We start from the raw sequence: 25837 nt of genomic DNA on the forward strand, positions 1-25837 counted from the left end.
TGGCCGGCAATGCGGCGATCGACGGCACCGGCAATGCGCTCGACAACATAATCCGCGGCAACTCGGCGGCGAACACGCTCAACGGCGGCGGCGGTACCGACATGCTGTACGGTGGCGCGGGCGACGATATTTATGTGATCGGCGATGCCCATGCCAAGGTGGTCGAGCTCGTGGGCGAAGGCAATGACAGTGTCCAGGCCTCGGTCAGCTACTCGCTGGCGGGCATGAGCAACATCGAAACGCTTCAGCTGACGGGCACGGCGAACATCAACGCGACCGGCAATGGCGAGCACAACATCCTGATCGGCAATGCCGGCAGCAACGTGCTCGATGGCGCGGGTGGCGGCGACACGCTCCAGGGTGGGGCGGGCAACGACGTCTATTATGTCCGCAATGCCGGCGACACGATCGTCGAGAATGCCAATGAAGGCACCGCCGATACCGTGCTGGCGAGCGTGAGCTACACGCTCAGCGCCAATGCCCAGGTCGAGCGGCTGGCGGCATCGGACGCCAATGCGACGACGGCGATCAACCTGACCGGCAACGCGTATGCACACCTGATCCAGGGCAATAACGGCGCCAACACGCTGACCGGCGGCAGCGGTGCCGACACGCTGATGGGCTATGGCGGCAACGACACGCTGTTCGGCGGTGCTGGTGCCGACAAGTTCGTGTTCGCCCACGGCACCGGACAGGACAGTATCGGCGACTTCGTCACAGGGACCGACAAGATCGACCTCACCGCGATCGGCTTTGCCAGCTACCAGGACGTGATCAACGCGACCCACGATGTCGGCGGCAATGCGGTGATCGACCTCGGCAATGGCGACCAGCTGACCTTGACCGGGGTCACTACCGCGCAACTCCATTCAGGCGACTTCATCGGGGTCGGTAACAGTGCGGCGGCGGTCCAGATGCAGCCATTCATGGCCGACCTCGGCACCGACGGCACCTGGCATGGTGGGATCGCCGCGGTCTCGGTCCTGCATGGCTGAGCGCCCGCTCGTCACCGATGAGGTATTCGCCCACGGCCACTAGCCCATTAACGGGTCGGTGCGTGGGCGTTTCAACCATCGCTCTATCCCCGGCGGCTCACAGGTTCGACGACTCGGTATCCCGGTCGCATAGCATAACGGCTATCATTTCCTTTTGCTGGTATCCTGTCTGCCCACTTGCTACCGCCCGATCATGGCAACCAATCGCACGCCCGACGCCGCGTTCGTCGCCGACGAGAGCTTCGTTCCCACCAGCCATAAGGGCCTGACCTATCCGTTCGGCGGCAAGGAGCCGGGCGAGGGCGGCGCGATGCAGGTCGCGCCCGGCGTGCGCTGGGTGCGGCTCAATGTTCCCGGGCCGCTCAAGCATGTCAATTGCTGGCTGATCGATGACGGCGACGGCGTGGCATTGGTCGATGCCGGGATGAATCGGACCGAGACGCGAGAGGCGTGGAAAGCCGTGTTCAAGGGGCCGCTTGCCGGCGTCCGCGTCACACGGATGATCGGCACGCATTTCCATCCCGATCATATCGGCCTCGCCGGCTGGATGTGCGATCACCACCAGGCGCCCTTGTGGATGACGCGCGGCGAGTGGCTGACCGCGCAGATGCTGGTTGCCGACGCCCGGCCGGAAACGCCGCAAGAGGTCAGCGACTTCCGCCGCGCCTGCGGCTGGGGCGACGAGCAGATCGAGCTGGCGGCAGCGCGCGGCTGGTCCAATTTCGGGCGGATCGTGCGGCCAATGCCGCTGTCGTACCGGCGGCTGGTCGATGGCGAGACGATCGCGATCGGCGGGACGGCGTGGCGGATCGTCGTCGGGTCCGGCCACAGCCCGGAACATGCCTGCCTGCTCGATGAAGCGAATGGCATATTCATCGCCGGCGATCAGGTGTTGCCGCGGATCAGCCCGAACGTTTCGCTCGGCATCACCGAGCCCGACTCCGATCCGCTCGGCGAATGGTTCGACTCGATCGCGAAATTGAAGCGCGAAGTGCCCGCCGACGTACTGACCTTGCCGGGCCACGGCGACCCGTTCCTCAACCTCCACGTCCGGCTCGATGCCATGGATCGCGAGCATCGCGAGCGGCTCGACGAGCTCGAAGCCTTTCTCGATGAACCACGCCGCGTGGTCGATTGTTTCGGCCGGCTGTTCCGGCGCGCCATTGGCCAGGAGGTGCTCGGCATGGCGACCGGCGAGGCGATGGCGCATTTGAAACGGCTCGAAGTCGAAGGACGCGCGGTGCGCGAAACCCATGGCGACGGGACATGGCGCTGGCGGGCGATCTGAACCGCGTCAGGGCTCGCGCGGATCGGCGCATCGCCATAGAATAAGGTCGAGTCGAGCCACCCCAGGGAGAGACCCATGTGCGACGAACATACCGTTGAGGACAATGATCGCTTCCTGGGCATTGCCCATCCGTCGCGCCGCCAGTTCGGCATGATGACCGGCGTCGCGGGGCTGATGGCCGTGCTGCCGGTTCCGGCCAATGCCGCGGCGATCAAGGGGCGCGATGTCGTGATCGACACACCCGAGGGGAAGGCGGACGCCTATTTCGTCGCGCCGGCGACCGGAAAGCATCCCGGCGTCCTGATCTGGCCCGATATCATGGGCCTGCGCCCGGCTTTCCGGCAGATGGCCGAGCGGTTGGCGCAATCGGGCTATGCCGTTTTGGTGGTCAATCAATTCTACCGTTCGACCAAGACGCCGTTCCTCAAGCCCGGCCAATCGTTCGACCAGCCCGACGTGCGCGCCAAGATCATGCCGTTCGTCGAGAAGCTCACCCCCGCCGGGACGGTCAGCGACGCCAAGGCGTTCACCAGTTTCCTCGACGCGCAGAAGGAAGTCGATACCAAGCGCGGGCTCGCCAGTACCGGCTATTGCATGGGCGGGCCGATGGTGTTCCGCACCGTCGCCGCGCGCGCCGACCGCTATCGCGCGGGCGGCACCTTTCATGGCGGCGGGCTGGTCGGCGACAAGCCCGACAGCCCGAACGCGCTGATCCCGCAGATGAAGGCGAGCTTCCTGATCGCGATCGCCGAGAATGACGATCAGCGCGCGCCGACCGACAAGGACGTGCTGAAGAAAGCGTTCGCCGACGCCAAGCTGCTCGCCGAGATCGAAGTCTATAAAGGTACGATGCACGGCTGGTGCCCGCCCGACAGCAGGGTGTACAACCAGGCGCAGGCGGACCGCGCCTGGGAGCGCATGTTGGCGCTGTTCCAGAAGGCGCTCTGACTCGGCGGACGCGTGACACACGGATTCCTAGGGAGAGAATAATGAGCGACCTGATCTTGTACACGAACCCGCAGTCGCGCGGCCGGATCGCACGCTGGGCGCTCGAGGAAGTCCGCGCCCACTACGAAGTCCGCGTGATGAATTACGCCGACACGATGAAAAGCGATGACTATCTGTCGGTCAATCCGATGGGCAAGGTCCCGGCGATCGAGCACAAGGGCAAGGTCATCACCGAATGCGCGGCGATCTGCGCCTATCTCGGCGACGCATTTCCCGATGCCGGCCTGGCGCCACCGACCGCCGATCGCGCCGATTATTACCGCTGGCTGTTCTTCGCTGCCGGGCCGGTCGAGCAAGCCGTGACCAACAATAATGCCGGCTTCATCCCCCAGCCCGAGCAGGGCAGGATGTTCGGCTATGGCAGTTACGACCGGACGATCGACGTGCTCGAACGCGCGGTGTCGCAGCATGACTACGTCGCCGGCGACGCCTTCACGATGGCCGATGTCTATGTCGGCGCCCAGGTGATCTGGGGGACGCAATTCGGCACGATCCCCAAGCGCGACGCCTTTACCGCTTATGCAGAGCGGTTGAGCGGGCGAGAGGGCTATAAGCGGGCCTCGGCGCTCGACGATGCGCTGATGGAGACCAACCAGCTGGCGTGACGCGCGGCGCTTCAGGTCGCGTTCAGCTGCTCGAGCATTGAATGAAGGCGCGGTTCGCTGGGGGAGTGTCGCGATGAAGTTTGTGGTCGCCTCGATCATCCTGTCGCTCGCCGCGCCGGTCGCGGCGCAAAGCGGCTACGGCATCCGTCGCGATCCATCGCCAGTGCCGCGCTCGCGGGTTCCCGAACCTTCGGTGCCAGCGCCGCATCCCGGCGGGGACGAATCCTATGTCGACCGCAAGGCGGATTGGGATCGTCGGCTTCGCGCCTGTCTCAACGATCGCCATCAGACGCGTCGCGAGCGGCGGCAATGCGCAAACATGGGCTTCCCGGTGAACGGGCGGCGGTGATCTTGGGCGTGTCGTTTCAGGGCTGACTCGACGCGATCTGGCGCGATGGCAGTTCGGCCATGATGCGGTCACGCTCCGCTGGAGTCATGCTCGTCCAGCGCGCGACTTCGTCGATCGTGCGGCGGCATCCCTCGCACAACCGATCCTTGCCGATCCGGCAGATATTGACGCACGGGCTGACGATCGGTTCGACCGGCACCACGCTGATGAAGTCTGGGCTGATGAAATCGGGCAGGCTCACGCGCGCCTCAATCGTGCGTCAGGACCGCGTTCAGGAAGTCGGGAATCGGCCCGTTCCAGCCTTCGTCCGGACCATCGTCCTGCTCCCGGCCGCGGCGCGGGCGGCGGTCGTCGTTGCGCACACGCGGCTCGTCGCGGGGCGGGCGAGGATCGTCGCGGCGCGGGCGTGCTTCTTCGCGCGGCGCGCGCGGCTCTTCGCGTCGAGCGGGTTTGTCCGCGCGCGGCGCCGGTGCTTCGGGCGTCTCGTCGGCGGCAGCTTTCTCGCGCGGCGCGGCGCGCGTGCGTTTCGGCTTTTCGTCACGGGCAGCGCGGGCGCGCGGCTTTTCCTCGGCCTCGGGCGGCGGGCCGCCTTCGAGCCGCGGAATCTTCATACCGGTCAGCTTCTCGATATTCTCGATATTCTCGGCGTCCGCGCTCGAGGCGAGCGTATAGGCGATCCCCGTCGCGCCCGCGCGGCCGGTGCGGCCGATACGATGGATGTAGTCGTCCGGATGCCACGGCGCGTCGAAATTGAAGACGTGGCTGACGCCCTTGATGTCGAGCCCGCGCGCGGCGACGTCGGACGCGACCAGGATGTTGATCTCACCCTTCTTGAACCGCTCGAGTTCGGCGATCCGCTGCGGCTGCTCCATGTCGCCATGAATCTCGCCGCTCGAAAAGCCATAGCCTCTCAGGCTCTTGTTGAGCTCGCGCACCGTCGTCTTGCGGTTGCAGAAGATGATCGCGTTCTTGACCTCTTCCTGGCCGAGCAACTGACGCAGCGCCGCGCGCTTGGCGTGGCTCGTGCTGCTGACCGGCACCACATATTGGGTGATGTTGATATTGGCGGTGGCGGGACGCGCGACCTCGATCGTTTTCGGGTTCGACAGGAACTTGTCGGCCAGCTTCTTGATCGGCGGCGGCATCGTCGCCGAGAACAACAGCGTCTGGCGATTGGCCGGCAGCTTGGTGCAGATATTCTCGATATCGGGGATGAACCCCATATCGAGCATGCGGTCGGCCTCGTCGATCACCAGCAGGTTGCACTGGGTCAGCAGGATCTTGCCGCGCTCGAACAGGTCCATCAGCCGGCCTGGAGTCGCGATCAGCACGTCGACGCCCTTTTCCAGCGCCTTGACCTGGTCGCCCATCTGCACGCCGCCGATGAGGAGCGCCATCGAGAGCTTGTGATACTTGCCGTATTTCTCGAAATTCTCGGCGACCTGCGCGGCGAGCTCGCGCGTCGGCTCGAGAATCAGGCTGCGCGGCATCAGCGCGCGGCTGCGGCCATGACCGAGAATATCGATCATCGGCAGCACGAACGCGGCGGTCTTGCCCGTGCCGGTCTGGGCGATACCAATGATGTCGCGCATCATCAGCACGCTGGGAATGGTCGCGGCCTGGATCGGAGTCGGTTCGGTATAGCCCGATTCGCCTACGGCGCGGAGCAATTCGTCTGAAAGGCCGAGGTCGGCAAAAGGCATCCAAGAATCCGGAAAAATGGTTAGCGCGCAGATGCGCCATCCAACAACGTGCGCGCTTGCCGATCAGTTGCCGAAAGTCAAGCTTTCTGGCTTGATGAGAGTGCGGAAGAGCGAGTTATGTTTGCGACATCGGACGGATCGACGAAGGCGAACCTGGCCAGACTGTCGCCCTTGGTTCGCCCTTCCTCAGTTTGCCTTTCGACAAGTTCAGGCGAAGCGGTATGGTGTGTGCGGGGCGGGGATGGGGATGCTCGAGCCAGTTTCGACCGGCGCATCAAGGCCTATTTTTTGGCGACCAGTTTCTTGAACTTCCTGATCGTGCATTGGTCGCCCGAGCGGGTGCGGATCGAATCGCGTCCGGCGCAGACCTGGCCGTCGGCCGACGGCTTCACGTAGAAACCGCCATAATAGCCGAGGCCCGAACAATCGCCGTCCAGCTCGGCGCGGACGCGGTCACCGCCGCGCAGGACCAGGTCGACATAATCGCCCGCGACGATCGCTCCGCCCAATTGGTCGGCGGCGATGCATTTGGGACCTTTTTTCTCGGCCCATTTGATCGGTCGCGCCGGTGTAAGCTGCGGCGCGGGCGCGACCCTGTCCCGCAATGTGCTGGGAACGCGGATGACGATTCGCCCGCGGATCGTCACTTGCGCCAGTTCGATGCCCGTCACCTGACCGGCAGGCGCGGGCGTGCTGACCGCGGCGACGGAGGCAATCAGGGCAAAGGCGGCAAGGGGTGGACTCGGCATGAAGCGCGCCTTGGTAAAGCCATAATTTGAACACGCAATGAATTGGATACGCATCCTCCGCCATGCTAGCGCGACTGCCATGACACCCGCACAGACCGAGTTGACCGCCGCCGCCCGCGCCGCGCTGGGCGACAAGGCGGTCGTGACCGATCCCGCGGACATTGCGCCCTGGCTGACCGACTGGCGCGGGCGGTTTCATGGCAGCAGCCCGGCGATCCTTGCGCCCGACACCGTCGCGGGAGTGCAATTGGTCGTCGCCAAGGCACGCGACCTCGGCGTCGCCTTGGTACCGCAGGGGGGCAATACCTCGATGGTCGCCGGCGCCACTCCGCCCGCGGATGGCTCGGCGCTGATCCTGTCGACGCGACGACTGAACCGCATCCGCTCGCTGCGGCCGGCCGACGCTTTGGCGGTGGCCGAGGCAGGGGTGATCCTGTCCAGCCTCCACGACGCCGCCTTGGCCGAGGGGATGCGCTTTCCGCTGACCCTGGGGGCAAAGGGCAGCGCGACGATCGGCGGGCTGGCCTCGACCAACGCCGGAGGCACGCAAGTGCTGCGATTCGGAACGATGCGCGGGTTGGTCGCCGGCGTCGAGGCGGTGCTGCCCGACGGATCGCTCCATGACGGCCTCGCCGCGCTCAAGAAGGACAATCGCGGCTACGATCTCAACCAGTTGCTGATAGGGGCGGAGGGCACGATCGGGGTGATCACCGCGGCCACGTTGCGGCTGGTTCCGGCGATCCTCGACCGCGCAGTGGCCTGGGTTGGGCTCGCCGATCCCGAGCGCGCGCTGGCGCTGTTGCGGCGGCTGCAGGGCGCGACGCAGGCGGTCGAGAGCTTCGAGATCATTCCGCAAAGCTTCCTAGACGCGGTGATCCGCCATTTCCCCGGCACGCGCGCGCCGTTGGGCGGTAATCATGGCTGGCAGGTCCTGATCGAGGCGACGCGCGCGGCGCCAGCCGACGAATCACCGGCCGCTTTGCTCGAACGGCTGATCGGCGACGCGCTCGCGGCGGGTGAGGTCGAGGATGCGGTCGTCGCGGCGAGCGAGGCGCAGGCCGACGCCTTGTGGAAAATCCGCGAAACCATTCCGGAGGCGTCGCGTGCCGAGGGGCCCGCGCTGCAGCACGACATCTCGGTGCCCGTCGCCGGCATGCCGCGCTTCCTTACCGAAGGTGCGAGAACGGTGGAAGCGCGCTTCCCCGGAACGCACGCGGCCGGGTTCGGCCATCTCGGCGATGGCAACGTCCATTTCCACGTGCGGGCGCCGGTCGGCACCGATGGCCCGAGCTGGTATGAGGGAGAGGGCCATGTCATCTCGGCCTTCGTCCACGATCTCGTCGTCGCCGCGGGCGGATCGATTTCGGCCGAGCACGGCATCGGCCAGTTGAAACGCGACGAGCTGGCGCGGCTGTCCTCGCCGGCGCGGATGATGGCGCTGCGGGCGATCAAAAGCGCGTTCGATCCGCGCGAATTGATGAATCCGGGGAAGCTCGTTACCCTTGCGCCCGACGGCGCCACCCCTTAGGGCGCACGGCCACGTGCGGCTTCTTGGGGGAGCCGCGTTCAAGAGATTCGATTGGAGTAGGGTAATGGCCAGCGCGCCGCAGTCGCTTCCGCTTTTTTATAATTCGCTCGAACCACTGTCGAGCGAGCAGCACGGCAATTTCCGCATCCGCCCGTCCAACGGCGCGCCGTTCCTGGCCAGCCAGCACGCGATCCCGCTGACGGTCGACGAATTCCCGATGGCGCAGCGCAACCTGCCGATCGTCTTCTCGCAAGGCGACGATGGCGTGCCGCTGGCGCTGATGGGCCTCAACGAAGGGGTCAACGTCTTCATCGACGAAAAGGGTCAGCTGCGCGAGCCCTATACCTATGTCCCGGCCTATATCCGGCGCTATCCGTATCTGCTCGCGCGCCTGCGCCCGGAAGCCGAAGAGCTGACCTTGTGCTTCGATCCGAGTTCGGAAACGATCGGCGCGTTCGACGACGGCGAGCCGCTGTTCGCCGATGGCGCCCCGACCGAGGTGACCAAGAACATCCTCGAGTTCAACCAGCAGTTCGAAGAAGCCGGCGCACGTACCGCGGCGTTCATGAACGAGCTTCGCGAGCTCGATCTGCTGATGGACGGCGAAGTGACGATCCAGCCGGATGGCGCCGACAAGCCGTTCGTCTATTCGGGCTTCCGCATGGTCAATGAAGAGAAGCTCAACGAGCTGCGCGGCGACCAGCTGCGCAAGATGACCCAGTCGGGTCTGCTGCCGCTGATCTATGCGCATATGTTCTCGCTGTCGGTGATGCGCGAGATCTTCACGCGTCAGATGCAATTGGGACTGATGCCGGCGCCGCAGCTGGTTGCCTGACACCTCCTTCATGACGAGGACCGCGTTGGTCCTCGTCACCCTGGTGCGCGGCGAGGCCGGCACAGGCGGCAGGGCCTCGGCCATGCCTTTCTGCGGCATGTCGCCGCGGCATATGCCGTCGCGCACGCCGTGCCTGGCGGGATGGCACCGGAATCGGTCCGAAATGGTTGAAATTCTTCGGTGAGAACGTTCAAGTCCGAGTCTTGAAACGGTAATCTCATCGACCTATGTTGCTGGAGTACGGCTTCGTGTCCCCCCTTTCGCGAGGTCGTGCAGACACGCTTTCGAGCGTGTCTCCTCCCTGAACCTTGGCCACCTCGGGCGTTTGCCCGAGGTGGTTTTTTTATGGGGTGGGCGAGATCGGTCGGGCTGCTGGCATGAGGCCGCTATTGGGTGGGCAGCGGATTAAATCAACATGCGGCCGCCCCACACAAGGGGGACGGCGTAAAAGCCCACTGCAAGCAGTACGAATCCAACCCCGTGCAAGAAAATCGGTCTACTTCCGGCTCGTACTGCCTTCCAACAGAACGCAACTCCCAAGGCCAATGGGATCCAGGCGGCGGCAAGAGCAGCAGCGGCAACTTGGGTGCGCCAGCCTCGCTCATAGGCATCCATCCAGCCTATGCCGATGTAAGCAAGGAACGAGCCCGGCACGATCGCAACGACATAGAATGAGTAGATGGCAAGTGACCACAGTCGCGTCGGCTGCCTTAAGTCGGCGTCATACATAGCGAGACTATGCGCGATATGGCCGATGTCCGCTACTGGTCGCTAGCGACCAATCCGGGGCTGTCGTTTCCCCCGCCCACTCACTCCGCCGCCAGCGCCAGCCCGCCGGTCAGCAATTCATCGGTGGCGGCATCGATCATCCGGCGCAGCAGAGCGGCGGTACCGGCAAAACCCTTGCCCGGTGCGGTCAAACCGGCATCGAGATAGAGCCGCCGGTCGATCTCGATCTGGATCGCATGGATATGCTGGTCGGGCCGGCCATGGCGCGACAGGATATAGCCGCCGGGATAGGGCGTGTTGAGCGCCGCGCGATGCCCGGCGGCGATGACTTCGCCTTCCAGCCGATGGACCAGCCGCCCGCCCGCGCTGCGGCCGAAGCGATCGCCGATCACCACGCGCGCCGCGGCACCGCCCGGCAATGGCGGCATCGAATGCACGTCGAGCAACAAAGCGGCCCCGAACCGCTCGCGCGCGGCCGCCAGCGCGTCGGCGAGCGCCGAATGATAGGGGCGGTGATCCTGAGTAATGCGCTGCCGCACTTCGTCGTCGCCCAGGCGCCGGTTCCAGATCGCGACGCCGGGCGCCGACCGCCGCGGCACCAGGCCCAGCCCGCTGCGCAATTTTGTCGCCGCGGCACCGGCCGGGATCGGCCGCGCACCGTCGTCGATCAGCGGGTCGCGCTCGTCCTCGCCGCGGTTGAGGTCGATCCAGGCGCGCGCGCGGCGCTGGACGAACACAGTCTCGTCGATCCGCGCGGTGAGCGCGACGTCGTCGGCATGGCGATCCTCTAGCGCCAGCATCGACGCCACCGGCACGGCGGCGGCGGCGCGCAGCTGGAGTGGATAATCGCGCCCGGCATGCGGCACCGACAGGATTACCGGGCTGTCCGGCGGGATTGGTCCGACGCGGTCGAACGAGGGAGCGGCCATAGGTGCAAATCTACTCGTCGTGCCGTCTTGGGGCAATCGCCGCGCGACGCTGGAAAATCTTAAACCCTTAGGGCATAAAAGACCTTGGCGGGACACAGGGCAACGGACGGGCATGATCAGGATTCTACTGGCCGAGGACGATTCGGTGATGCGCGAATATCTGACGCGCGCACTGGAACGGTCGGGCTATGCCGTCACCGCCGTCGATCGCGGCACCGCCGCGCTGCCGCTGATCGAAACCGAGCATTTCGACCTGCTGCTGACCGACATCGTCATGCCCGAGATGGACGGAATCGAACTGGCGCAGAAAGTGTCGGAGATCGCGCCCGATATGCGCGTCATGTTCATCACCGGCTTCGCCGCCGTGACCCTGCGCGCCGGCAAGCAGATGCCCAATGCCCGCGTGCTGTCCAAACCGTTCCATCTTAGGGATCTGGTGCTGGAGGTAGACCGCTTGTTCGAGGTCGAAAGCGCCAACGGCGGATTGTAGAGTTTCGGCGCTTGCACAGCGGCGGAAGCGCCGCTACAGGGCCCCCTCCCCGTGGGCGTGTAGCTCAGTGGTAGAGCACTGTGTTGACATCGCAGGGGTCGCAAGTTCAATCCTTGCCACGCCCACCATCGAAAGCCGCGGACGTCGCTGACGTCCGCGGCTTTTGTGATTCTCGGCCAATCGATTCGGCGGCGATGGGCAGAGCGTATCGGTCGATTCAGCACGACAAACGATCGACCGGCTTGGCCGGCCCCGCCCGTTTTCACGCTAAAGCATCGTTATTCACTATTGTGTGAATTAGTATTGCTAGTAGCCGCGCTTTGCGGCAGTTTCCCGTCATCGGCGCCGGAGAGCGTGATTGATTGGTGGGAGGATTGAATGAAGGCTCGTGCATTGTGGCTCGGTGCATCCGCGCTCGCTTTTGCCTGGGGTGGCAGCGCTGCTGCCCAAACGGCTCCCCAGTCGACACCCGCGGCGGCGGCGCAGGACGATAGCCAGGCCGCCACCGACAATAGCAACCTGCCCGGCGACATCGTCATCACCGCGCAGCGCCGCAGCGAAGACCTGATGACCACCGCGGTATCGGCGTCGGTGCTGAGCGGCACCGATCTGGGCAATAAGGGCGTCGCCAATGTCGATGCGCTGCAGTTCGCGATGCCGAGCGTGGTGGTGAACAATTTCGGCCAGGGCAACGACTTCAACATCCGCGGCATCGGCAAGGCCGAGCACAACACCCAGACGACGACCGGCGTGATCACCTATCGCGACGGCGTGCCGACCTTCCCGGGCTATTTCCAGATGGAGCCCTATTTCGACGTCGCCAATATCCAGGTGCTGCGCGGCCCGCAGGGGACGATCGTCGGCCAGAATTCGACCGGCGGCGCGGTGTTCGTCAACACCAACGATCCGATCGTCGGGGGCGAGATCCACGGCTATTTCAACGCCAATTACGGCAATTACAACGACGCCGGCATGCAGGGCGCGATCAACCTGCCGATCAGCGACACCTTCGCTGCGCGGGTCGCGTTATTCGCCGAGCGCCGCGACAGCTTCTTCAATGTGCATGGCGCGGGCGGCAGCGCCTACCCCTATGACAGCGGCAAGATGGGCTATCTCGCCGGGCGCGTGAGCTTCCTGTGGAAACCGAGCAGCCAATTCTCCGCATTATGGAAGACCGATTTCGACGCGCTCGATTCGGGCGCCTATCCCGCTTCTCCCTTCTGGCAGCACAGCAACGCCTATCCCGCGTACAAGCGCGATCTCTACGACATCCAGCTCAACGCGCCGCAGGATGCGCGCGACACGTTCGTGCGATCGGTGCTGAAACTGGAATATGACACGACCGGCGGCGTGAAATTCAGGTCGGTCACCGGATTCCAGAACGGCACCACTCTCTACCGCGCCGACCTCGACGGCACGGCATCGAACATCGTCGATCCGACTACCGGCACGATCAAGAACTGGAGCTTCTTCGACAAGGTGGAGGAGACCCAATTCAGCCAGGAATTCAACATCATCTCGCCGGACAATCAGCGCTTTACGTGGCTGATCGGCGGGTTTGGGATGTGGAACGCCTATTTCTTCCCGAAGCCGTTCAGCAATTTCACGATCAACCTTTGCTATCCCGTCACCACGGTCAATGCGTGCCTCTACCAGCTGACCGGCCGCAATCCGGAGCGCAACCTTGCCGCGTTCGGCCAGGTCGGCTTCCAGATCACGCCGAGCCTGAAGCTCGAACTCGGTGGCCGCTATACCGCCAGTCGGTCGACCAATTATGTCAACGTCCAGCAATATGGCCTGCCGATCAGCCAGGTGCAGACCGTGTCGTCGGACAATTTCTCCTACAAGGCATCGCTCGGCTGGAAAGTGAATGCCGACCAGTTCCTCTATGGCTTCGTCGCCACCGGCTTCCGTCCTGGTGGGCTCAACGTGCCGGTCGGGCTGGGCGCGCCCGCTCCGTTCAAGCCGGAGAAGATCACCTCCTACGAAGCCGGCTGGAAGGCCAATTGGGCGGGCGGGCATGTCCGCACCACGGTCACCGGCTTCTACAACGACTATAAGAACTTCCAGGTCATCATCGGTTACCCGACCTTCCCCACGTTCGGAATCGAGCTGAACGTTCCCGACAGCACCAAGATCTATGGGTTCGAGGCGGAGGCGGAAGTTACCGTCGGCGGCTTCAAGTTCGATGCCGGTGTCAACGTCCTGCACAGCGAACTCGGCTCGTTCTACGCAAGCGATCCGCGCATCGCCGCCACCGGGGCGTGCGACCCGATCACGGGTGGCACGGCCGCAGCCACCAACTGCATCAACCTGGCCGGCCGGCGCCAGACCTATGCGCCCAACGTCACGTTCAACGTCAGCGGCGAATATACCTTCAAGCTGCCCGACGGCAGCTCGATCACACCGCGCGCCAATTTTGGCTATGTCGGCAGCCAATGGGCGACCCTGTTCCAGAACACGAACCGTGGCGACCTGCTCGACGCACGCAAGATCCTCAATGCCCAGCTCGCTTACGCCAAGGGCAGCTGGACGATCACGGCCTATGGCACCAACCTGACCAACCAGCATTATGTCGCCGCGCTCAATAGCGGGCTCTATTTCGCCGGAGCCCCGCGCCAATACGGGCTCAAGGTGCTCAAGACTTTCTGATTCCCAGCCTGGCCGGACGTGCGCGCGCGATCGCGGCGCCCGGCCTTTCTTTCCCCGCTTTCTCTCCAGGTGTCATGCAATCCTACGGCCTGACGGTAGACAAGTTCCTCGATCACGCCGCCAAGTGGTTCCATGATCGTGAGGTCGTTGGCGCTGAAGCGGGCCATGTGCTCGCGCGCGAGACCTATGCCGGGCTCAGGGCGCGCAGCAACCGGATGTCGGGCGCACTTGCGGCGATCGGCCTGAACCAGGGCGACCGCGTCGCGACGCTCGCCTGGAACACGCCGCATCATCTCGAACTCTATTATGCCGCGATGGGGATCGGGCTGGTCTGCCACACGCTCAATCCGCGGCTGACCGCCGCGCATCTTGCCGCGATGATCGATGACGCCGAGGATCGCGTGCTGGCGGTAGCGGCCGACCTGCTACCGCTTGCGAGCGAGCTGGTCGCACGGTGCCGATCGATCGAGCATGTCGTCGTGCTCGACAGCCCGGCCTTCGACATCGACGCTGTTGGCCGGGCGGACGTAAGCGTCTGGGGCCACGACGCGCTGCTCGAAGCGCACGGCGTCGAGGTGGCGTGGGGAGGGTTCGACGAGACTCTGCCAGCGGGGCTCTGCTACACGTCCGGCACGACCGGCAGTCCCAAGGGTGTGGTCTATACCCACCGCTCGAATTATCTCCACACACTCCGCGCGCTTCAAGCCGATGCGATCGCACTGACGGCGCGCGATGTTCTGCTGCTCGCGGTGCCGATGTTCCACGCTAATGGCTGGGGACTACCGTTCGCGGCGCCCGCGGCGGGTACCAAGCTGGTCCTGCCGGGGCGGGTGATCGACGGCGCGAGCCTGGCGCGATTGATCCGCGACGAGGAGGTGACCGTGGCCGTCGGCGTTCAGACGGTATGGCTCGCACTCGCCGACCATGTCGAGGCGACCGGGATCGATTTGCCCAGCCTGAAGCGCGTGGTGATTGGTGGGTCGACCTGTCCCGAGGCGCTGATCCGGCGGCTCGAGGACAAGCTCGGTGCCGAAGTGCAGACGAGCTGGGGGATGACCGAATTGTCGCCGGTAGGGACGATCGCGGCGCCCGGCACGACTGACCCCGCCCGTGACTCGGGGCGGCCGCCGATCGGGCTCGATCTCAAGCTGACCGATGCCGACGGCGCGACCTTGCCCGAGCAGCGCGGCGTACAGGGACATCTCAAGGTCAAGGGCGCGAGCGTGATCGACCGTTATTTCCGTGCCGACAGCGACGCCCTCGATGCCGAGGGGTATTTCGACACCGGCGACCTCGCGACGATCGACGCTGGGGGCAATCTCACGATCTGCGGACGCGGCAAGGATCTGATCAAGTCTGGCGGCGAGTGGATCAACCCCAATGAGATCGAAGCGATCGTCGGCACGCATCCGGCAGTGCGCCATGTCGCGGTGATCGGAAGGCTCGACGCCAAATGGGGTGAGCGCCCGGTGTTGATCGTCGAGAGCGACGGCAAGGCCGATGCGCGCGTGTTGCTCGACCTGCTGCGCGGCAAGGTCGCCGATTGGTGGATCCCCGACCGCGTCGCCGAGATCGCGGCGATGCCGCTCGCCGCCTCGGGCAAGATCGACAAAAATCGGCTGCGCGCGGATTACGAGGCGGGGAAGATCGCGGCTGTGGCGATGGGGCGGTGACCGTAGGTCGAATGGTATTCCAATCTCCCCTCCCTGCAAGGGAGGGGATCAAGGGGTGGGTTGAGCGACGGGCGAGGCTCGATGCCTCGCCCGTCGCTGTTTTGGCGGTCGGGTGAAGAGTCTTTGTGAGCGCGCAGACGCGCGCGCACCCACCCCAACCCCTCCCTAAAAGGGAGAGGCGTAATGCTTTATCCGATCAATCGCACCCGGCGGTCCGTGGCGGAATCTTCGGCACGGCCAGGCCGACATTCCAGTTCCAGCCGATCTTGCCGGTCGCCTTCTTGCGGCACATCACCGCCTCGTTGAGCGCGAACATGCCGGGCATCAGATCCTTGCTCGGCTCGGGCTTCGCTGTGAAGTGCATATAGTTGCCGGCGGTGCCGTAGGCCGGCCAGGCCGGCGCCTTGGCCGCGACTGGATTTCCGTTCCGCGCGAAGCTGGTCCAGTAATCGAGCATCGCATCGGACAGCGCTTGCTCCTCGGGCGTGGCGGGGATCTTCGGCCAATTGGGGCCGAGCGTGTCGATCGTGCCGAACACATAAGGCAATTCGCTGGCGTGGAAGGCGTGCAGCCCCGCCGCTTCCATCGCCGGATAGCCGTGATCGAACATATAGAGATAGGCACGCTGACCAAGCCCGGTCTGCTTGCGCACCATGCGTTCGGCGGTCCAGCCGTAGAGCCCGTCGCGCGTTGTGGCGATGATGCTCTCTTTGTAGTCGGCCGCCGGATAGAGTTTGAGGAACGCGTCGGCGAGGTCGCCATAACGGTCGCGGATCGTCGCTTCATAGTCGGCCGCGGTCGCGGGCGGCTTGGGCGCGAGCATCATCAGCGATCGGATCTCGCCCTGGTTGAACCCGGCGAGCAGCGGCACCGGCGCCTGCTTTCCCTGGTCGAACGCCTCGACCATCTGCTGCGGCAGGACGAGGCCGTCGACTGTGCCCCAGGGCCCATAGCCGAGCTTGGCGGCGCTATCGGTGATCGTCTGCGCGTCGATCACGCGCAGCGCCGCGATGTCGGGCGCCTGGAGCGCGCCACCGAGCATCTGGCCGGCCGCTTCGCCCGACGGTGCGCCATAGACCGCTTTCTTCAGCTCGGGCATCGAGATCATGTACCCGCTCTCGGCAACCGCCTTGCTGTAGAGCCCGCGAGCGAGCGGCGATTCGAGCAAATACATGACGCTGAGCGCACCGGCGGACTCGCCAGCGATCGTCACGTTCTTGGCATCGCCGCCGAACGCCGCGATATTGTGTTTGACCCAGCCCAGCGCCGCAATCTGGTCGAGCAGTCCGTAATTGCCCGACACGTGCTGCGGCGATTCCGCTGTAAGCCCCGGATGCGCGAGCCAGCCAAGCACGCCGAGGCGATAATTGATCGACACGACAATGATACCGCGTTCGGCCATCCTGCGGCCGTCATAGGTCGCCTCGCGGCTCGACCCGCTGACCAGCGCGCCGCCGTGAATCCAGAAGAAGACCGGCGCGTTCTTCGCATTCTTCGGCGCCCAGATGTTGAGCGTCAGACAATCCTCGCTGACCGGCAGGGGCGCGGCGGGCGAATAGACCGAGGCCGATTTGCCCTGCGGCTGGACGCAGGCGGGACCGAAGGCGGTCGCCTCTCGCACCCCTTTCCAGCGCTGCATCGGCGCCGGCGGACGCCAGCGCATCGCGCCGACCGGGGGAACGGCATAGGGAATACCCTTGAACGCCTGGATGTCGCCATCGGTCGTGCCGCGCACGGCGCCCGACGGTGCATCGACCACCGGTCCCGATTGCGCGGAAACCGGAGCAGCCACGAGCATTGCGCCGAGTGAGAGCAGCGAAGGGAAACGGGTCATGCCGATATCCTTTGTTCGTGCGCCCGGATCACGCGGGCGAGGCAGAGGAAGAGCAGGATCGCGACCGGATAGACCGGCACGAGCGTGTAGAGCGCGGTGCGCAGCGAATGCGCATCGCCCGCGGCCTTGAACCAGTCGCTCGCCGCGCCGACCCAGGTCGGCCCGAGCCCGAGTCCGATGAAGTTCATTACCAGCAGCAAGAGGGCGCCCGCGAGCACGCGCTGGTCGGGCCGTACTTCCTCCTGCACCAGCGCGACCGAACAGGAGAGGTACACATAGTTGAACAGCATGGTGATGGTCAGCAGCACGAGCGCCAGCGGCCAGCCGGGCGCCCATACGAAGGCGGCGTAGAAGGGCATGGCGACGACCAGCGACAGTACCGGCGCGATGGCATAGACGCGGCGCGAATGGCGCGTGAAGCGGTCTATCACCCGCCCCGACACCAGCATCCCCGAGCACATGCCGACCAGCACGACGATCGCGTACCACACCGCGATCTGCTGCAAGCTCATGCCCTTTTCGCGGATCAGGAACAGCACCGCGAAATTGCCCAGGCCGTAGGTGACGAATTGTGTCGCGCCGCTGCCCAGCGCGGCGAGCATCAATATCGGATGGGTGAAGAACATGCCGATGGTCGGCCAGAAACGCGCCTTGGCCGAGACCTCCTGCACCACAGGATCGGTCGCGCCGCGCGCCGGCTCGCGCAGGAACAGCCGGACCAGGATGGCGGTGACGACGCCGATCGCGCCGATCGCGATGAACGCGTCGCGCCAATGGAAGAAGGCAGCGATCGACGCGCCGAACGCGATCCCCAGGGCCGCGCCGATCGGCGGTCCGAGATTGTAGATGCCGAAGGCGATGCCGCGGCGTCCGGGCGGGAAAGTGTCGGTGATCAGCGCGTAGGAAGGCGGTACGCCGCCCGCTTCCCCGAATCCCACCGTCATCCGCGCGGCGACCAGTTGCGGATAGGTGGCCGCGAGCCCGCAAGCGGTGGTCGCTCCGCTCCAGATCGCGCAGGCGAGCGCGACGATTGTGATGCGGTTTGACCGGTCGGCAAGCCAGCCGACCGGGATGGCGATGAAGCAATAGAAGAAGGCGAAATAGAGCCCACCGATCAGCCCGAGCTGGCCGTCGGTGATGTGCAGATCGTCCTGGATCGGCTTGGCTAGAATGCCGAGCAACTGGCGATCGAGGAAATTGAGCACATAGACGAAGGTCAGCGTGCCGAGCATGAGCCACGCCCGGGCCGATGTGGCGGGGGCAGGGGAGGGCGCCGTCGCGATCGTCGTGGCCATTACCGAACCCGCCGGAGAGGTGCGCGATAGCGGGCGCGGGCGCGCGGCCGACCGAGTGCCGTCAGAAAGTCCAATTTCCTCTCCCCGGCTTTTGCCCGTTGTCCCGCATGATGGTGGGAAGCAGCGACGGGAGTCAACATATACATTATCAAGAGGGTGAATATTATTGGATGCTGCGAAGTGCTTGACGCTGATGGATGAGGCTGGAAGGACCATGATCGTGACCAAGACCACCCCACCACCGCGCCGGTCGCGCAAGGCCGAGCAACGCGCGGAGACGATGGAGCAGATTTTCGACGCCGCCGAGGGGCTGTTCGCGCAGCACGGGCTCTACGGCACCACGCTGAAAGACGTCGCCAAGCAGGTCGGCGTCCACCACACGTTGCTCAATTACTATTTCGCGGACAAGAAGGCGCTGTTCGATGCGGTGTTTGCGCGCCGGGCGGTCGTGACGCGCGACCTCAGGATGAAAGTGCTCGACGATTACGAAGCGTCATGCGGCGGCAAACCTACCGTGGAAGGCGCGCTGCACGCCTTTCTCGACACCGATCTCGACCTTTACAGCAATGGCGGGGAGGGGTGGCGGAACTATGCCAAGCTGGGCGCCCAGGTCGCCAATACACCCGAATGGGGTGCCGAATTGATGGACAAGCATTTCGATCCCGTCGTGCTGCGACTGATCGATCTGCTCAAGAAGGCGCTTCCCGATTGCGCCGAGGCCGACATCTTCTGGGGATACCATTTCGTGACCGGCGCGCTGATGCTCACGCTCGCGCGCACCGGCCGGATCGACAAATTGTCCGGCGGCGTGGCGCGGTCGGATGACTTCGCGGCGATCAAGGACCGCATGGCGAAATTCATGGCTGCCGGTTTCCGCGCGATCTGCGGCTGATTCCCTGGGATCTTATGTTTAGCCAGAAGCGCGCGTTCCCGGCGACTTCGTTCACCCGTCGTGGTCGGCAAGCCATTCGCGCATTGCGCCGGTGACTTTCTCGGGCGCTTCCCAGGGGGCGAAATGTCCCACGCCCTCCAGCTTCTCAAGCGTCAGATCGGGGACCAGCGCCTCGAGGCCCTCCAGCTGCACCGGCAACAACGCCTTGTCGCCCAGCCCCCAGATCACCAATGTCGGTACCTTGAGCGGCGGGAAGGGTCCGTCGAGGAACGCTGGCCGCTCGGGCGTTTCGTCCATCGCCGGCACGAGCAGCGTGCTCGCTCGGTACCAGTTGAGCATCGCGGTCATCGCGCCGGGCTGGCCCCATTGCTCGAGATAGATGGGCTTTTCGTCCTTCACTTTCTCGAAGTCGGTGTGGCGCATGAAGCTGCCGTCGAAGAACGCCGACAGGCCGATCGAGTCGATATGCTTTTCGAGATCGGTGTTGCGAAACGCGCGGATATATTGGCTCGCCTCGCGCTGCGCCATGTCGTCGAACATCGACTTCTGGAAGATGAAGGGATGCGGCGCGTTGATGATGATCAGCCGTGCGACGCGATCGGGATGGTTGAGCGCCGCCATCCACGCGATCGCCCCACCCCAATCGTGCCCGACCAGCGTGAAGCGCTTGAGATCGAACCGGTCGGCCAGCGCGATCATGTCCGCGACCGGCTTGTCGGGGGTGTAATTCGTGACGCCCTCGGGCTTGGACGATCTGGCGAAGCCGCGCTGGTCGGGCGCGAGGACGAAATGGTCTTCGGCCAAGTCGGCGATCTGATGCCGCCAGGTGCGATGCGACTCGGGGAAGCCGTGGAGCAGAATGATCGGCGGATTGGTCGGCAGGCCCGCTACCGCTACGTCAAGCTCGACTCCCGTGGGTAGTGCCACGCGTTGCAGCTCGAGATTCGCCATCACTCTCTCCTCTTGTCGAGGAAACCCTGCCTCCATACCGCATATTCGACAAGGGCAGGAACGCTGTGCCCGGTTCTGCCGCCTAAAGGGATGAGCGAATTCTCCGCAAGGTCAGCCAGCATTCCGGCGATACGCTTTCGCGATCCACCACGCCGCCAAACCTACGACGACGGCAATACCGACCGATGGGAGCAACACGTTCAAGAGGAAGCCGTGGTGACACGGGCCATCAGGCACACAATCTCCAAGCGCGTCGACCAACAGCAGGCATATGCCCCGTGGGGACGCCGATCAGCGAGCCAATGAGGCAGCCGAACTTTCCTTCAGGTGTTGGCCCGCCTTTATAGCCGCCGCCCGCCATCCCATCCTTTCAAATGCGAACCAGGTAAATCCGACGCTCGCCTGCGCTGCTCACGGGTACGTCGCCGTCTTGGGAATCTCCGGAATCGGGATAAATTCCTTCTCGTCGCCTGGAACCTTGGCGAAGCGGCCGGCTTTCCAGTCCTCCTTGGCCTGCTGGATGCGGTCCTTGCGCGAGCTGACGAAATTCCACCAGACGTGGCGCTCGGTCGTGAAGGCCTCGCCGCCGCACAGCATCACGCGGCCGCCGCCGGCCGAGCGCAGGGTCATCGCGACGCCGGGCTTGAGCACATAGAGCGTGTTGATCGCCATCGGCATCCCGTCGATCTCGGCCTCGCCGATCGCCAGATAGACCGCGCGTTCGTCGGCGCCGGCGTCGATCGGCATGCTGGCGCCCGGCGCGAGCAGGATATCGGCATAGATCGTCTCGGCATAGGTCGTGGTCGGCGCGCGCTGGCCCCATAATTCGCCCATGATGATCCGCGCGGTGGCGCCATGCGCTTCGATCAGCGGAAGCTCGGCCTTGGCGACATGTTCGAAGGCCGGGTCGATCTCTTCCTTGTCCTCGGGCATCGCGATCCAGGTCTGGATGCCCGACAATTCGGGGCCATGCGCACGCTCGTCGCCGGGGGAGCGCTCCGAATGCGCGATACCGTGCCCCGCGGTCATCAGATTGACCGCGCCGGGCTCGATCCGCGCGAAGGTCCCGAGCGAATCGCGATGGTCGATCGCACCGGCGAACAGATAGGTGACGGTCGACAGGTTGATGTGCGGGTGCGGGCGCACGTCGATGCCGGTGCCGATATCGAGATGCGCCGGACCCATCTGGTCGAAGAAGATGAACGGGCCGACCATCTGGTGCGGCTTGGACGGCAGCGTCCGATGCACCTTGAACCCGCCCAGGTCGTGCGTCGTGGGCGTAATGATGCGGTCGATCAGGTCGTCGTTGGTCATGCCGTCACCTCTGCCAGGATATCGATCAAATCTTCGGGAAAATATTGCTCGCTGAGCGCGGAAAGTTCGTGCGGCGCGACCCAGCGCCAGTGCTGCATCACGCGTTGCTCCAGCTCGGTATGACCGGCGGGATCGATCTCGCGCGCGTCAGTCCGCACCAGAAAATAGCGCTCGTCGGCGGTCACCTCGACGCCCTCGATCGTCAGGAAGTCGGCGGTTCGCTGCAGGATCTCGGGGCCAGGTTCGGCGATGATGCCGGTCTCCTCGTACAATTCGCGCCGCGCCGCTTCTTCATAACTCTCGCCCGGATCGACCGCGCCGCCCGGCGTGCACCAGAAGGGCGGGCGTCCGTCCTCGGGCGTGAAGCGGAACATCAGCAGCCGGCCCTGCTGGTCGACCAGCAGGATGCGCGCGGCGGGGCGGGGAATACGTTGGGCCATCGCGGCGATCCTTAACCGCTCCCGACGTCGAGCGGGAGAGTCCTCACGGAAACGCTGCGTTTGCCTTAGGGTCCGTACCCTACGCCGCGTCGAGTTCAGGATAATAGCGGAAGATGCCGTCGGTGTTGAAGGCGATGCGGCGCTCGCTTTTGAGGTATGCCGCGACCCCCGGCAGCTCGGCGACGCGGTCGTGGAGCGCGATAAGCGCAGGATAGTCGCCTTCGACCGCCGTCATCCTTTTGGGGAACATGTAGCGCAGTCCCTCGATCAGCTGGAACAGCGAGGTGTCGACATGGCTCCAGCGCGTGCCCACCGCCCAGTCGCCCTCATTGTGGCGTACGGCCTTGTCGAAATAGCCCAGGAATTTGGGGATGCGCTGGTCGCGGAATCCCTTGGCCGCGCGCGCCGCTTCGTCCTTCTGGTCGTCGTAATAATCGTCGAGCGCGACGGGGTGATGGACGTTGTGCACCTCGGCGACGATGTCGGTGACGGTCAGCTGGAGTTGCTGTGCCCAGAAGCGATCCGCCTCATTCGTGGGACCGACAGAATCGTGGCGGCTGGCGAGGAAGAACAAGATGTCGGCGACCTGCGCGACGGTGAAGCCGGGCATCGACAGATAGGGCGGGGCGAAGGGGCCGCGGCGATCGTGCCCCTTCATGTCGTCGATCAACGCATCGACACCCTCGTCGCGCGCACAGTCGATATAGGGGATGTGCGCCGCTTCCATTGCCAGCCGCACGAACTCGCCCCGCCCCTGGATCGAGGGCCAATACCATAAACGATAAGGCTCCATGTCATTCTCCCGGTGCGCGCGCCCTGATCGCGAGCGCGTGGATACGCGAGGATAACAGATCGGCGAGCGCCTGGTTCACCAGCCGTTGCCGCGCGACTCGGTTCAGGCCGACGAAGCGATCGCTTTCGACGATGACGGTGAAGTGCGATTCGCCGGTGCCGTCGTCGCCCATATGGCCGGCATGGTGATGGCTGTCGTTGATCACCTCGAGCCGCGATGGGGTGAGGTTTTCGCTCAGACGAGCGGCGATGATTTCGGCCAGCGGGCCGGTAGCGGTGTCGGTCATCGTTCTTATATAGGACCCTTTTTCCGCCGGAGACACCGTGGCTCGCACGCCCCCGCACGACCGACCCAACACCCGCTTCCACGGCCGTGTGGCGGGGACGGGAAGGCTGTGCGCGGAGCCGGGATGCGACCAGGCGGGCGAGTTCCGCGCGCCGCCGCTGGAGGGCGCGCCGCCGGGGCGCGACGGGCCGGCCGAGTATCGCTGGCTGTGCCTTGACCATGTCCGCGCCTTCAATTCGCGGTACAATTTCTTCAATGGGATGAGCCCCGACGAGATTCACGAGGCGCAGCGGCCTTATGCCGGCTGGGAACGCGGGACGCGTGCCTTCGCCGCCAACGGCGCCGACCGTCCGCCGCGCTGGGCCGATTTCAGCGATCCGCTCGACGCGATCGGCGCGCGTTTCCGCGAGCGAATGGCGAACGAGCGCCAGCGCCAGGACGGCAAGCCTTTGTCCGGCGCCGATCGCCGTGCGTTGAGCGTGTTGGGGCTGGATCAGGACACCGATCGCCGCGGGCTGCGGCAGCGCTATTCGGAGCTGGTGCGCAAATTCCATCCCGACCGCAACGGCGGCGATCGCAGCATGGAAAAGGCGCTGCAGGAAGTGATCGCGGCGTACCAGCATTTGAAGTCGGCGCCGGCGTTCGCGTGAAAACCCTCTCCCAGTGGGAGAGGGTCGAGCCGCGTAGCGGCGAGGGGTGAGGGCAGGGGCAAGTCGCTGCCCTCACCCTCCCGGCGCTTCGCGCTTCCTTCCCTCTCCCAACGGGAGAGGGACTGTTACCCTTGACCTGCGCCCCCCGCTCGCCGCAAAGCCCGCAACGATGAAACGCCGTACCGGACAAGACCGCTCGATCACGCAAAACTGGCGCCCCGCCACCCAGGCGGTGCGCGGCGGAACGGCGCGGTCGGAATTCGGGGAGACGTCCGAAGCGCTCTTCCTGACCTCGGGTTATGCCTATGATTGCGCGGGCGATGCCGCCGCGCGATTCGCCGGCGAACAGCAGGGCATGACCTATTCGCGCCTGCAGAACCCGACGGTGCAGATGCTCGAAGAGCGCATCGCTTTGCTCGAAGGGGCCGAGGCGTGCCGGACGATGACGACGGGCATGGCGGCGATGACGGCCGCTTTGCTGTGCCAGTTGCAGACCGGCGATCATGTCGTCGCCGGCCGCGCGGCGTTCGGGTCATGCCGCTGGCTGGTTGATACCTTGCTGCCCAAATTCGGCATCCAGACGACGGTGATCGACGCGCGCGATCCGCAGCAATTCATCGATGCGACCCGGCCCGAAACCAAGGTCTATTTCTTCGAGACGCCGGCCAACCCGACGATGGATGTCGTCGACCTGGAAGCGGTGTGCGGTATCGCCAGGGAACGCGGTATCGTCTCGGTGGTCGACAATGCCTTCGCCACCCCGGTGCTGCAGCGACCGCTCGATTTCGGTGCCGATGTCGTCGCTTATTCGGCGACCAAGCTGATGGACGGGCAGGGCAGGGTGCTCGCCGGCGCGGTGTGCGGCAGCGAGGAGTTCATCGAGAACACCTTGCTTGCCTTCACCCGCAATACCGGGCCGACGCTGTCGCCGTTCAATGCCTGGGTCGTGCTGAAGGGGCTCGAGACGCTCGATCTGCGCGCGCGCCGGCAAAGCGAGAACGCGCTCAAGGTCGGGCGCTTCCTCGAAGGCCGCGTGCCGCGGATCCTTCATCCGGGCCTGCCGAGCCACCCGCAGCACAATCTGGCAATGCGGCAGATGGATGCCGCCGGCCCGATCTTCGCGTTCGAGCTCGACGGCGGGCGCACCCAGGCGCATGGCCTGCTCGACGCGCTCGAACTGATCGACATCTCGAACAATATCGGCGATTCTCGCTCGCTGATGACGCATCCTGCCTCGACCACGCATGCCGGGGTGAGCGAGGAGCGGCGGCTGGAAATGGGCGTGACCGAGGGGATGTTGCGGCTGAACGTCGGGCTGGAAGATCCCGACGATGTGATCGACGACCTCGACCGGGCGCTGAAGGCGGTCAGTTTGTGAGGAACAAGCGGTGAGCGACGTGATGAAGGCACTGTTCCCCAATGTCGCGGAAACGCGCGGGGTGATCGTGCGCGTCTCGGTCAGCTTCTTGCCCGAACAATCCGAACCCGATCGCGGCCGCTGGTTCTGGGCCTATCACGTGCGGATCGAGAATGAATCGCCGGCGACGGTCCAGCTGCTGACGCGGCATTGGGTGATCACCGACGGCCGCGGCGCACGCCATTCGGTCGAAGGCGAAGGCGTGGTCGGCGAGCAGCCGGTGATCGCGCCCGGGGCGAGCTTCGATTACGTCTCGGGCTGTCCGCTGGCGACCCCGACCGGGGCGATGCAAGGCAGTTATCACATGATCGCCGAGGACGGCTCGGCGTTCGACGTCGACATCCCCCGCTTCGCGCTGCTCGCACCGGCGGTGGGGGCATGATGAAGGTGGTGATCGACCTCGTCGCCCCGGCGAAGGCCGGGGCCGCCATGT

Annotated in this window: 25 protein-coding genes and 1 tRNA gene; 15 read left to right on the top strand and 11 right to left on the bottom strand. The window is 65.0% G+C overall.

Going from position 1 to position 25837, the window contains the following annotated elements:
• From AC1DQQ_RS17780 to AC1DQQ_RS17800, 5 genes are all read left to right on the top strand, one after another.
• A partial coding sequence (locus AC1DQQ_RS17780; RefSeq protein WP_478046150.1) for a calcium-binding protein occupies window positions 1-995 on the top strand: 995 nt, incomplete at its 5' end.
• Window positions 996-1188: 193 nt separating this feature from the next.
• Window positions 1189-2283 (top strand): MBL fold metallo-hydrolase, encoded by a 1095-nt coding sequence (locus AC1DQQ_RS17785; RefSeq protein WP_478043103.1) that lies wholly within the window; start codon window positions 1189-1191, stop codon window positions 2281-2283.
• A gap of 75 nt (window positions 2284-2358) precedes the next feature.
• Complete coding sequence (locus tag AC1DQQ_RS17790; RefSeq protein WP_478033122.1) at window positions 2359-3231, top strand: dienelactone hydrolase family protein; 873 nt, start codon at window positions 2359-2361, stop codon at window positions 3229-3231.
• A gap of 41 nt (window positions 3232-3272) precedes the next feature.
• Window positions 3273-3896, top strand: a complete 624-nt coding sequence (locus AC1DQQ_RS17795) for a glutathione S-transferase family protein (RefSeq protein WP_478046152.1) — start codon at window positions 3273-3275, stop codon at window positions 3894-3896.
• A gap of 73 nt (window positions 3897-3969) precedes the next feature.
• Window positions 3970-4245, top strand: a complete 276-nt coding sequence (locus AC1DQQ_RS17800; RefSeq protein ID WP_478033119.1) for a hypothetical protein — start codon at window positions 3970-3972, stop codon at window positions 4243-4245.
• 16 nt (window positions 4246-4261) lie between these two features.
• On the opposite strand, the gene AC1DQQ_RS17805 is transcribed toward AC1DQQ_RS17800, so the two are convergent.
• The 3 genes from AC1DQQ_RS17805 to AC1DQQ_RS17815 all read right to left on the bottom strand — a co-directional run bounded on the left by AC1DQQ_RS17805 (window position 4262) and on the right by AC1DQQ_RS17815 (window position 6697).
• Window positions 4262-4486, bottom strand: coding sequence for a DUF1289 domain-containing protein (locus tag AC1DQQ_RS17805; RefSeq protein ID WP_478046154.1), 225 nt, complete (start codon window positions 4484-4486; stop codon window positions 4262-4264).
• Window positions 4487-4493: 7 nt separating this feature from the next.
• Window positions 4494-5948, bottom strand: a complete 1455-nt coding sequence (locus AC1DQQ_RS17810) for a DEAD/DEAH box helicase (protein ID WP_478033116.1) — start codon at window positions 5946-5948, stop codon at window positions 4494-4496.
• A gap of 281 nt (window positions 5949-6229) precedes the next feature.
• Window positions 6230-6697 (bottom strand): hypothetical protein, encoded by a 468-nt coding sequence (locus AC1DQQ_RS17815; RefSeq protein ID WP_478033114.1) that lies wholly within the window; start codon window positions 6695-6697, stop codon window positions 6230-6232.
• A 79-nt stretch (window positions 6698-6776) separates the two neighbouring features.
• On the opposite strand from AC1DQQ_RS17815, the gene AC1DQQ_RS17820 reads away from it, so the two are divergent.
• Both AC1DQQ_RS17820 and AC1DQQ_RS17825 read left to right on the top strand, forming a co-directional pair.
• On the top strand, window positions 6777-8225 hold the full coding sequence (locus AC1DQQ_RS17820) for an FAD-binding oxidoreductase (RefSeq protein ID WP_478043100.1): 1449 nt from the start codon (window positions 6777-6779) through the stop codon (window positions 8223-8225).
• A 64-nt stretch (window positions 8226-8289) separates the two neighbouring features.
• Complete coding sequence (locus tag AC1DQQ_RS17825) at window positions 8290-9060, top strand: SapC family protein (protein WP_478043098.1); 771 nt, start codon at window positions 8290-8292, stop codon at window positions 9058-9060.
• Between the two features lie 809 nt (window positions 9061-9869).
• Here AC1DQQ_RS17825 and AC1DQQ_RS17830 read toward each other — a convergent pair.
• The gene (locus tag AC1DQQ_RS17830; protein ID WP_478033109.1) at window positions 9870-10718 is read right to left on the bottom strand and encodes an N-formylglutamate amidohydrolase; all 849 of its coding nucleotides are present in this window, start codon (window positions 10716-10718) and stop codon (window positions 9870-9872) included.
• Window positions 10719-10830: 112 nt separating this feature from the next.
• Here AC1DQQ_RS17830 and cpdR point away from each other — a divergent pair, with 112 nt between their 5' ends.
• From cpdR to AC1DQQ_RS17850, 4 genes are all read left to right on the top strand, one after another.
• Complete coding sequence (gene cpdR / locus AC1DQQ_RS17835) at window positions 10831-11208, top strand: cell cycle two-component system response regulator CpdR (protein ID WP_478033108.1); 378 nt, start codon at window positions 10831-10833, stop codon at window positions 11206-11208.
• A gap of 53 nt (window positions 11209-11261) precedes the next feature.
• Window positions 11262-11336 (top strand) — tRNA-Val (locus tag AC1DQQ_RS17840).
• Between the two features lie 250 nt (window positions 11337-11586).
• Window positions 11587-13860, top strand: a complete 2274-nt coding sequence (locus tag AC1DQQ_RS17845) for a TonB-dependent receptor (RefSeq protein ID WP_478043096.1) — start codon at window positions 11587-11589, stop codon at window positions 13858-13860.
• A gap of 74 nt (window positions 13861-13934) precedes the next feature.
• Window positions 13935-15533, top strand: a complete 1599-nt coding sequence (locus AC1DQQ_RS17850; RefSeq protein ID WP_478043094.1) for an AMP-binding protein — start codon at window positions 13935-13937, stop codon at window positions 15531-15533.
• Between the two features lie 196 nt (window positions 15534-15729).
• Here the strand turns inward: AC1DQQ_RS17850 and AC1DQQ_RS17855 are convergent, their stop codons facing one another.
• Together AC1DQQ_RS17855 and AC1DQQ_RS17860 are read right to left on the bottom strand one after the other, a co-directional pair.
• Window positions 15730-17367, bottom strand: coding sequence for a carboxylesterase/lipase family protein (locus AC1DQQ_RS17855; RefSeq protein WP_478043092.1), 1638 nt, complete (start codon window positions 17365-17367; stop codon window positions 15730-15732).
• Window positions 17364-18662, bottom strand: coding sequence for a spinster family MFS transporter (locus tag AC1DQQ_RS17860; RefSeq protein ID WP_478033101.1), 1299 nt, complete (start codon window positions 18660-18662; stop codon window positions 17364-17366). Before AC1DQQ_RS17860 ends, AC1DQQ_RS17855 begins: the two co-directional genes overlap by 4 nt.
• A 220-nt stretch (window positions 18663-18882) precedes the next feature.
• On the opposite strand from AC1DQQ_RS17860, the gene AC1DQQ_RS17865 reads away from it, so the two are divergent.
• A complete protein-coding gene (locus tag AC1DQQ_RS17865; RefSeq protein ID WP_478033100.1) occupies window positions 18883-19554 on the top strand; it encodes a TetR/AcrR family transcriptional regulator in 672 nt (223 codons plus the stop codon).
• Between the two features lie 51 nt (window positions 19555-19605).
• Here AC1DQQ_RS17865 and AC1DQQ_RS17870 read toward each other — a convergent pair whose 3' ends face one another.
• The 5 genes from AC1DQQ_RS17870 to AC1DQQ_RS17890 form a co-directional block, all read right to left on the bottom strand.
• A complete protein-coding gene (locus AC1DQQ_RS17870) occupies window positions 19606-20505 on the bottom strand; it encodes an alpha/beta fold hydrolase (RefSeq protein ID WP_478046156.1) in 900 nt (299 codons plus the stop codon).
• A 411-nt stretch (window positions 20506-20916) separates the two neighbouring features.
• Window positions 20917-21819, bottom strand: coding sequence for a pirin family protein (locus AC1DQQ_RS17875; RefSeq protein WP_478033098.1), 903 nt, complete (start codon window positions 21817-21819; stop codon window positions 20917-20919).
• Window positions 21816-22259: an NUDIX hydrolase gene (locus AC1DQQ_RS17880; protein ID WP_478033097.1), complete on the bottom strand. Its 444-nt coding sequence runs from the start codon at window positions 22257-22259 to the stop codon at window positions 21816-21818. Before AC1DQQ_RS17880 ends, AC1DQQ_RS17875 begins: the two co-directional genes overlap by 4 nt.
• Window positions 22260-22338: 79 nt before the next feature.
• Window positions 22339-23052, bottom strand: a complete 714-nt coding sequence (locus AC1DQQ_RS17885) for a glutathione S-transferase (RefSeq protein ID WP_478033096.1) — start codon at window positions 23050-23052, stop codon at window positions 22339-22341.
• Between the two features lies 1 nt (window position 23053).
• Window positions 23054-23338, bottom strand: coding sequence for a BolA family protein (locus AC1DQQ_RS17890; RefSeq protein ID WP_478033095.1), 285 nt, complete (start codon window positions 23336-23338; stop codon window positions 23054-23056).
• A 37-nt stretch (window positions 23339-23375) separates the two neighbouring features.
• On the opposite strand from AC1DQQ_RS17890, the gene AC1DQQ_RS17895 reads away from it, so the two are divergent.
• The 3 genes from AC1DQQ_RS17895 to apaG all read left to right on the top strand — a co-directional run bounded on the left by AC1DQQ_RS17895 (window position 23376) and on the right by apaG (window position 25786).
• Window positions 23376-23987 carry a J domain-containing protein gene (locus tag AC1DQQ_RS17895; protein WP_478046158.1) on the top strand — a complete coding sequence of 204 codons (612 nt, stop codon included), beginning with the start codon at window positions 23376-23378 and terminating at the stop codon, window positions 23985-23987.
• Between the two features lie 169 nt (window positions 23988-24156).
• Window positions 24157-25365, top strand: coding sequence for a trans-sulfuration enzyme family protein (locus AC1DQQ_RS17900; RefSeq protein ID WP_478046160.1), 1209 nt, complete (start codon window positions 24157-24159; stop codon window positions 25363-25365).
• A 22-nt stretch (window positions 25366-25387) separates the two neighbouring features.
• Window positions 25388-25786, top strand: coding sequence for a Co2+/Mg2+ efflux protein ApaG (apaG, locus tag AC1DQQ_RS17905; RefSeq protein ID WP_066813338.1), 399 nt, complete (start codon window positions 25388-25390; stop codon window positions 25784-25786).
• Window positions 25787-25837: the final 51 nt, after the last annotated feature.

The sequence above is a fragment of the Sphingomonas sp. P4_G3 genome (assembly GCF_056401105.1).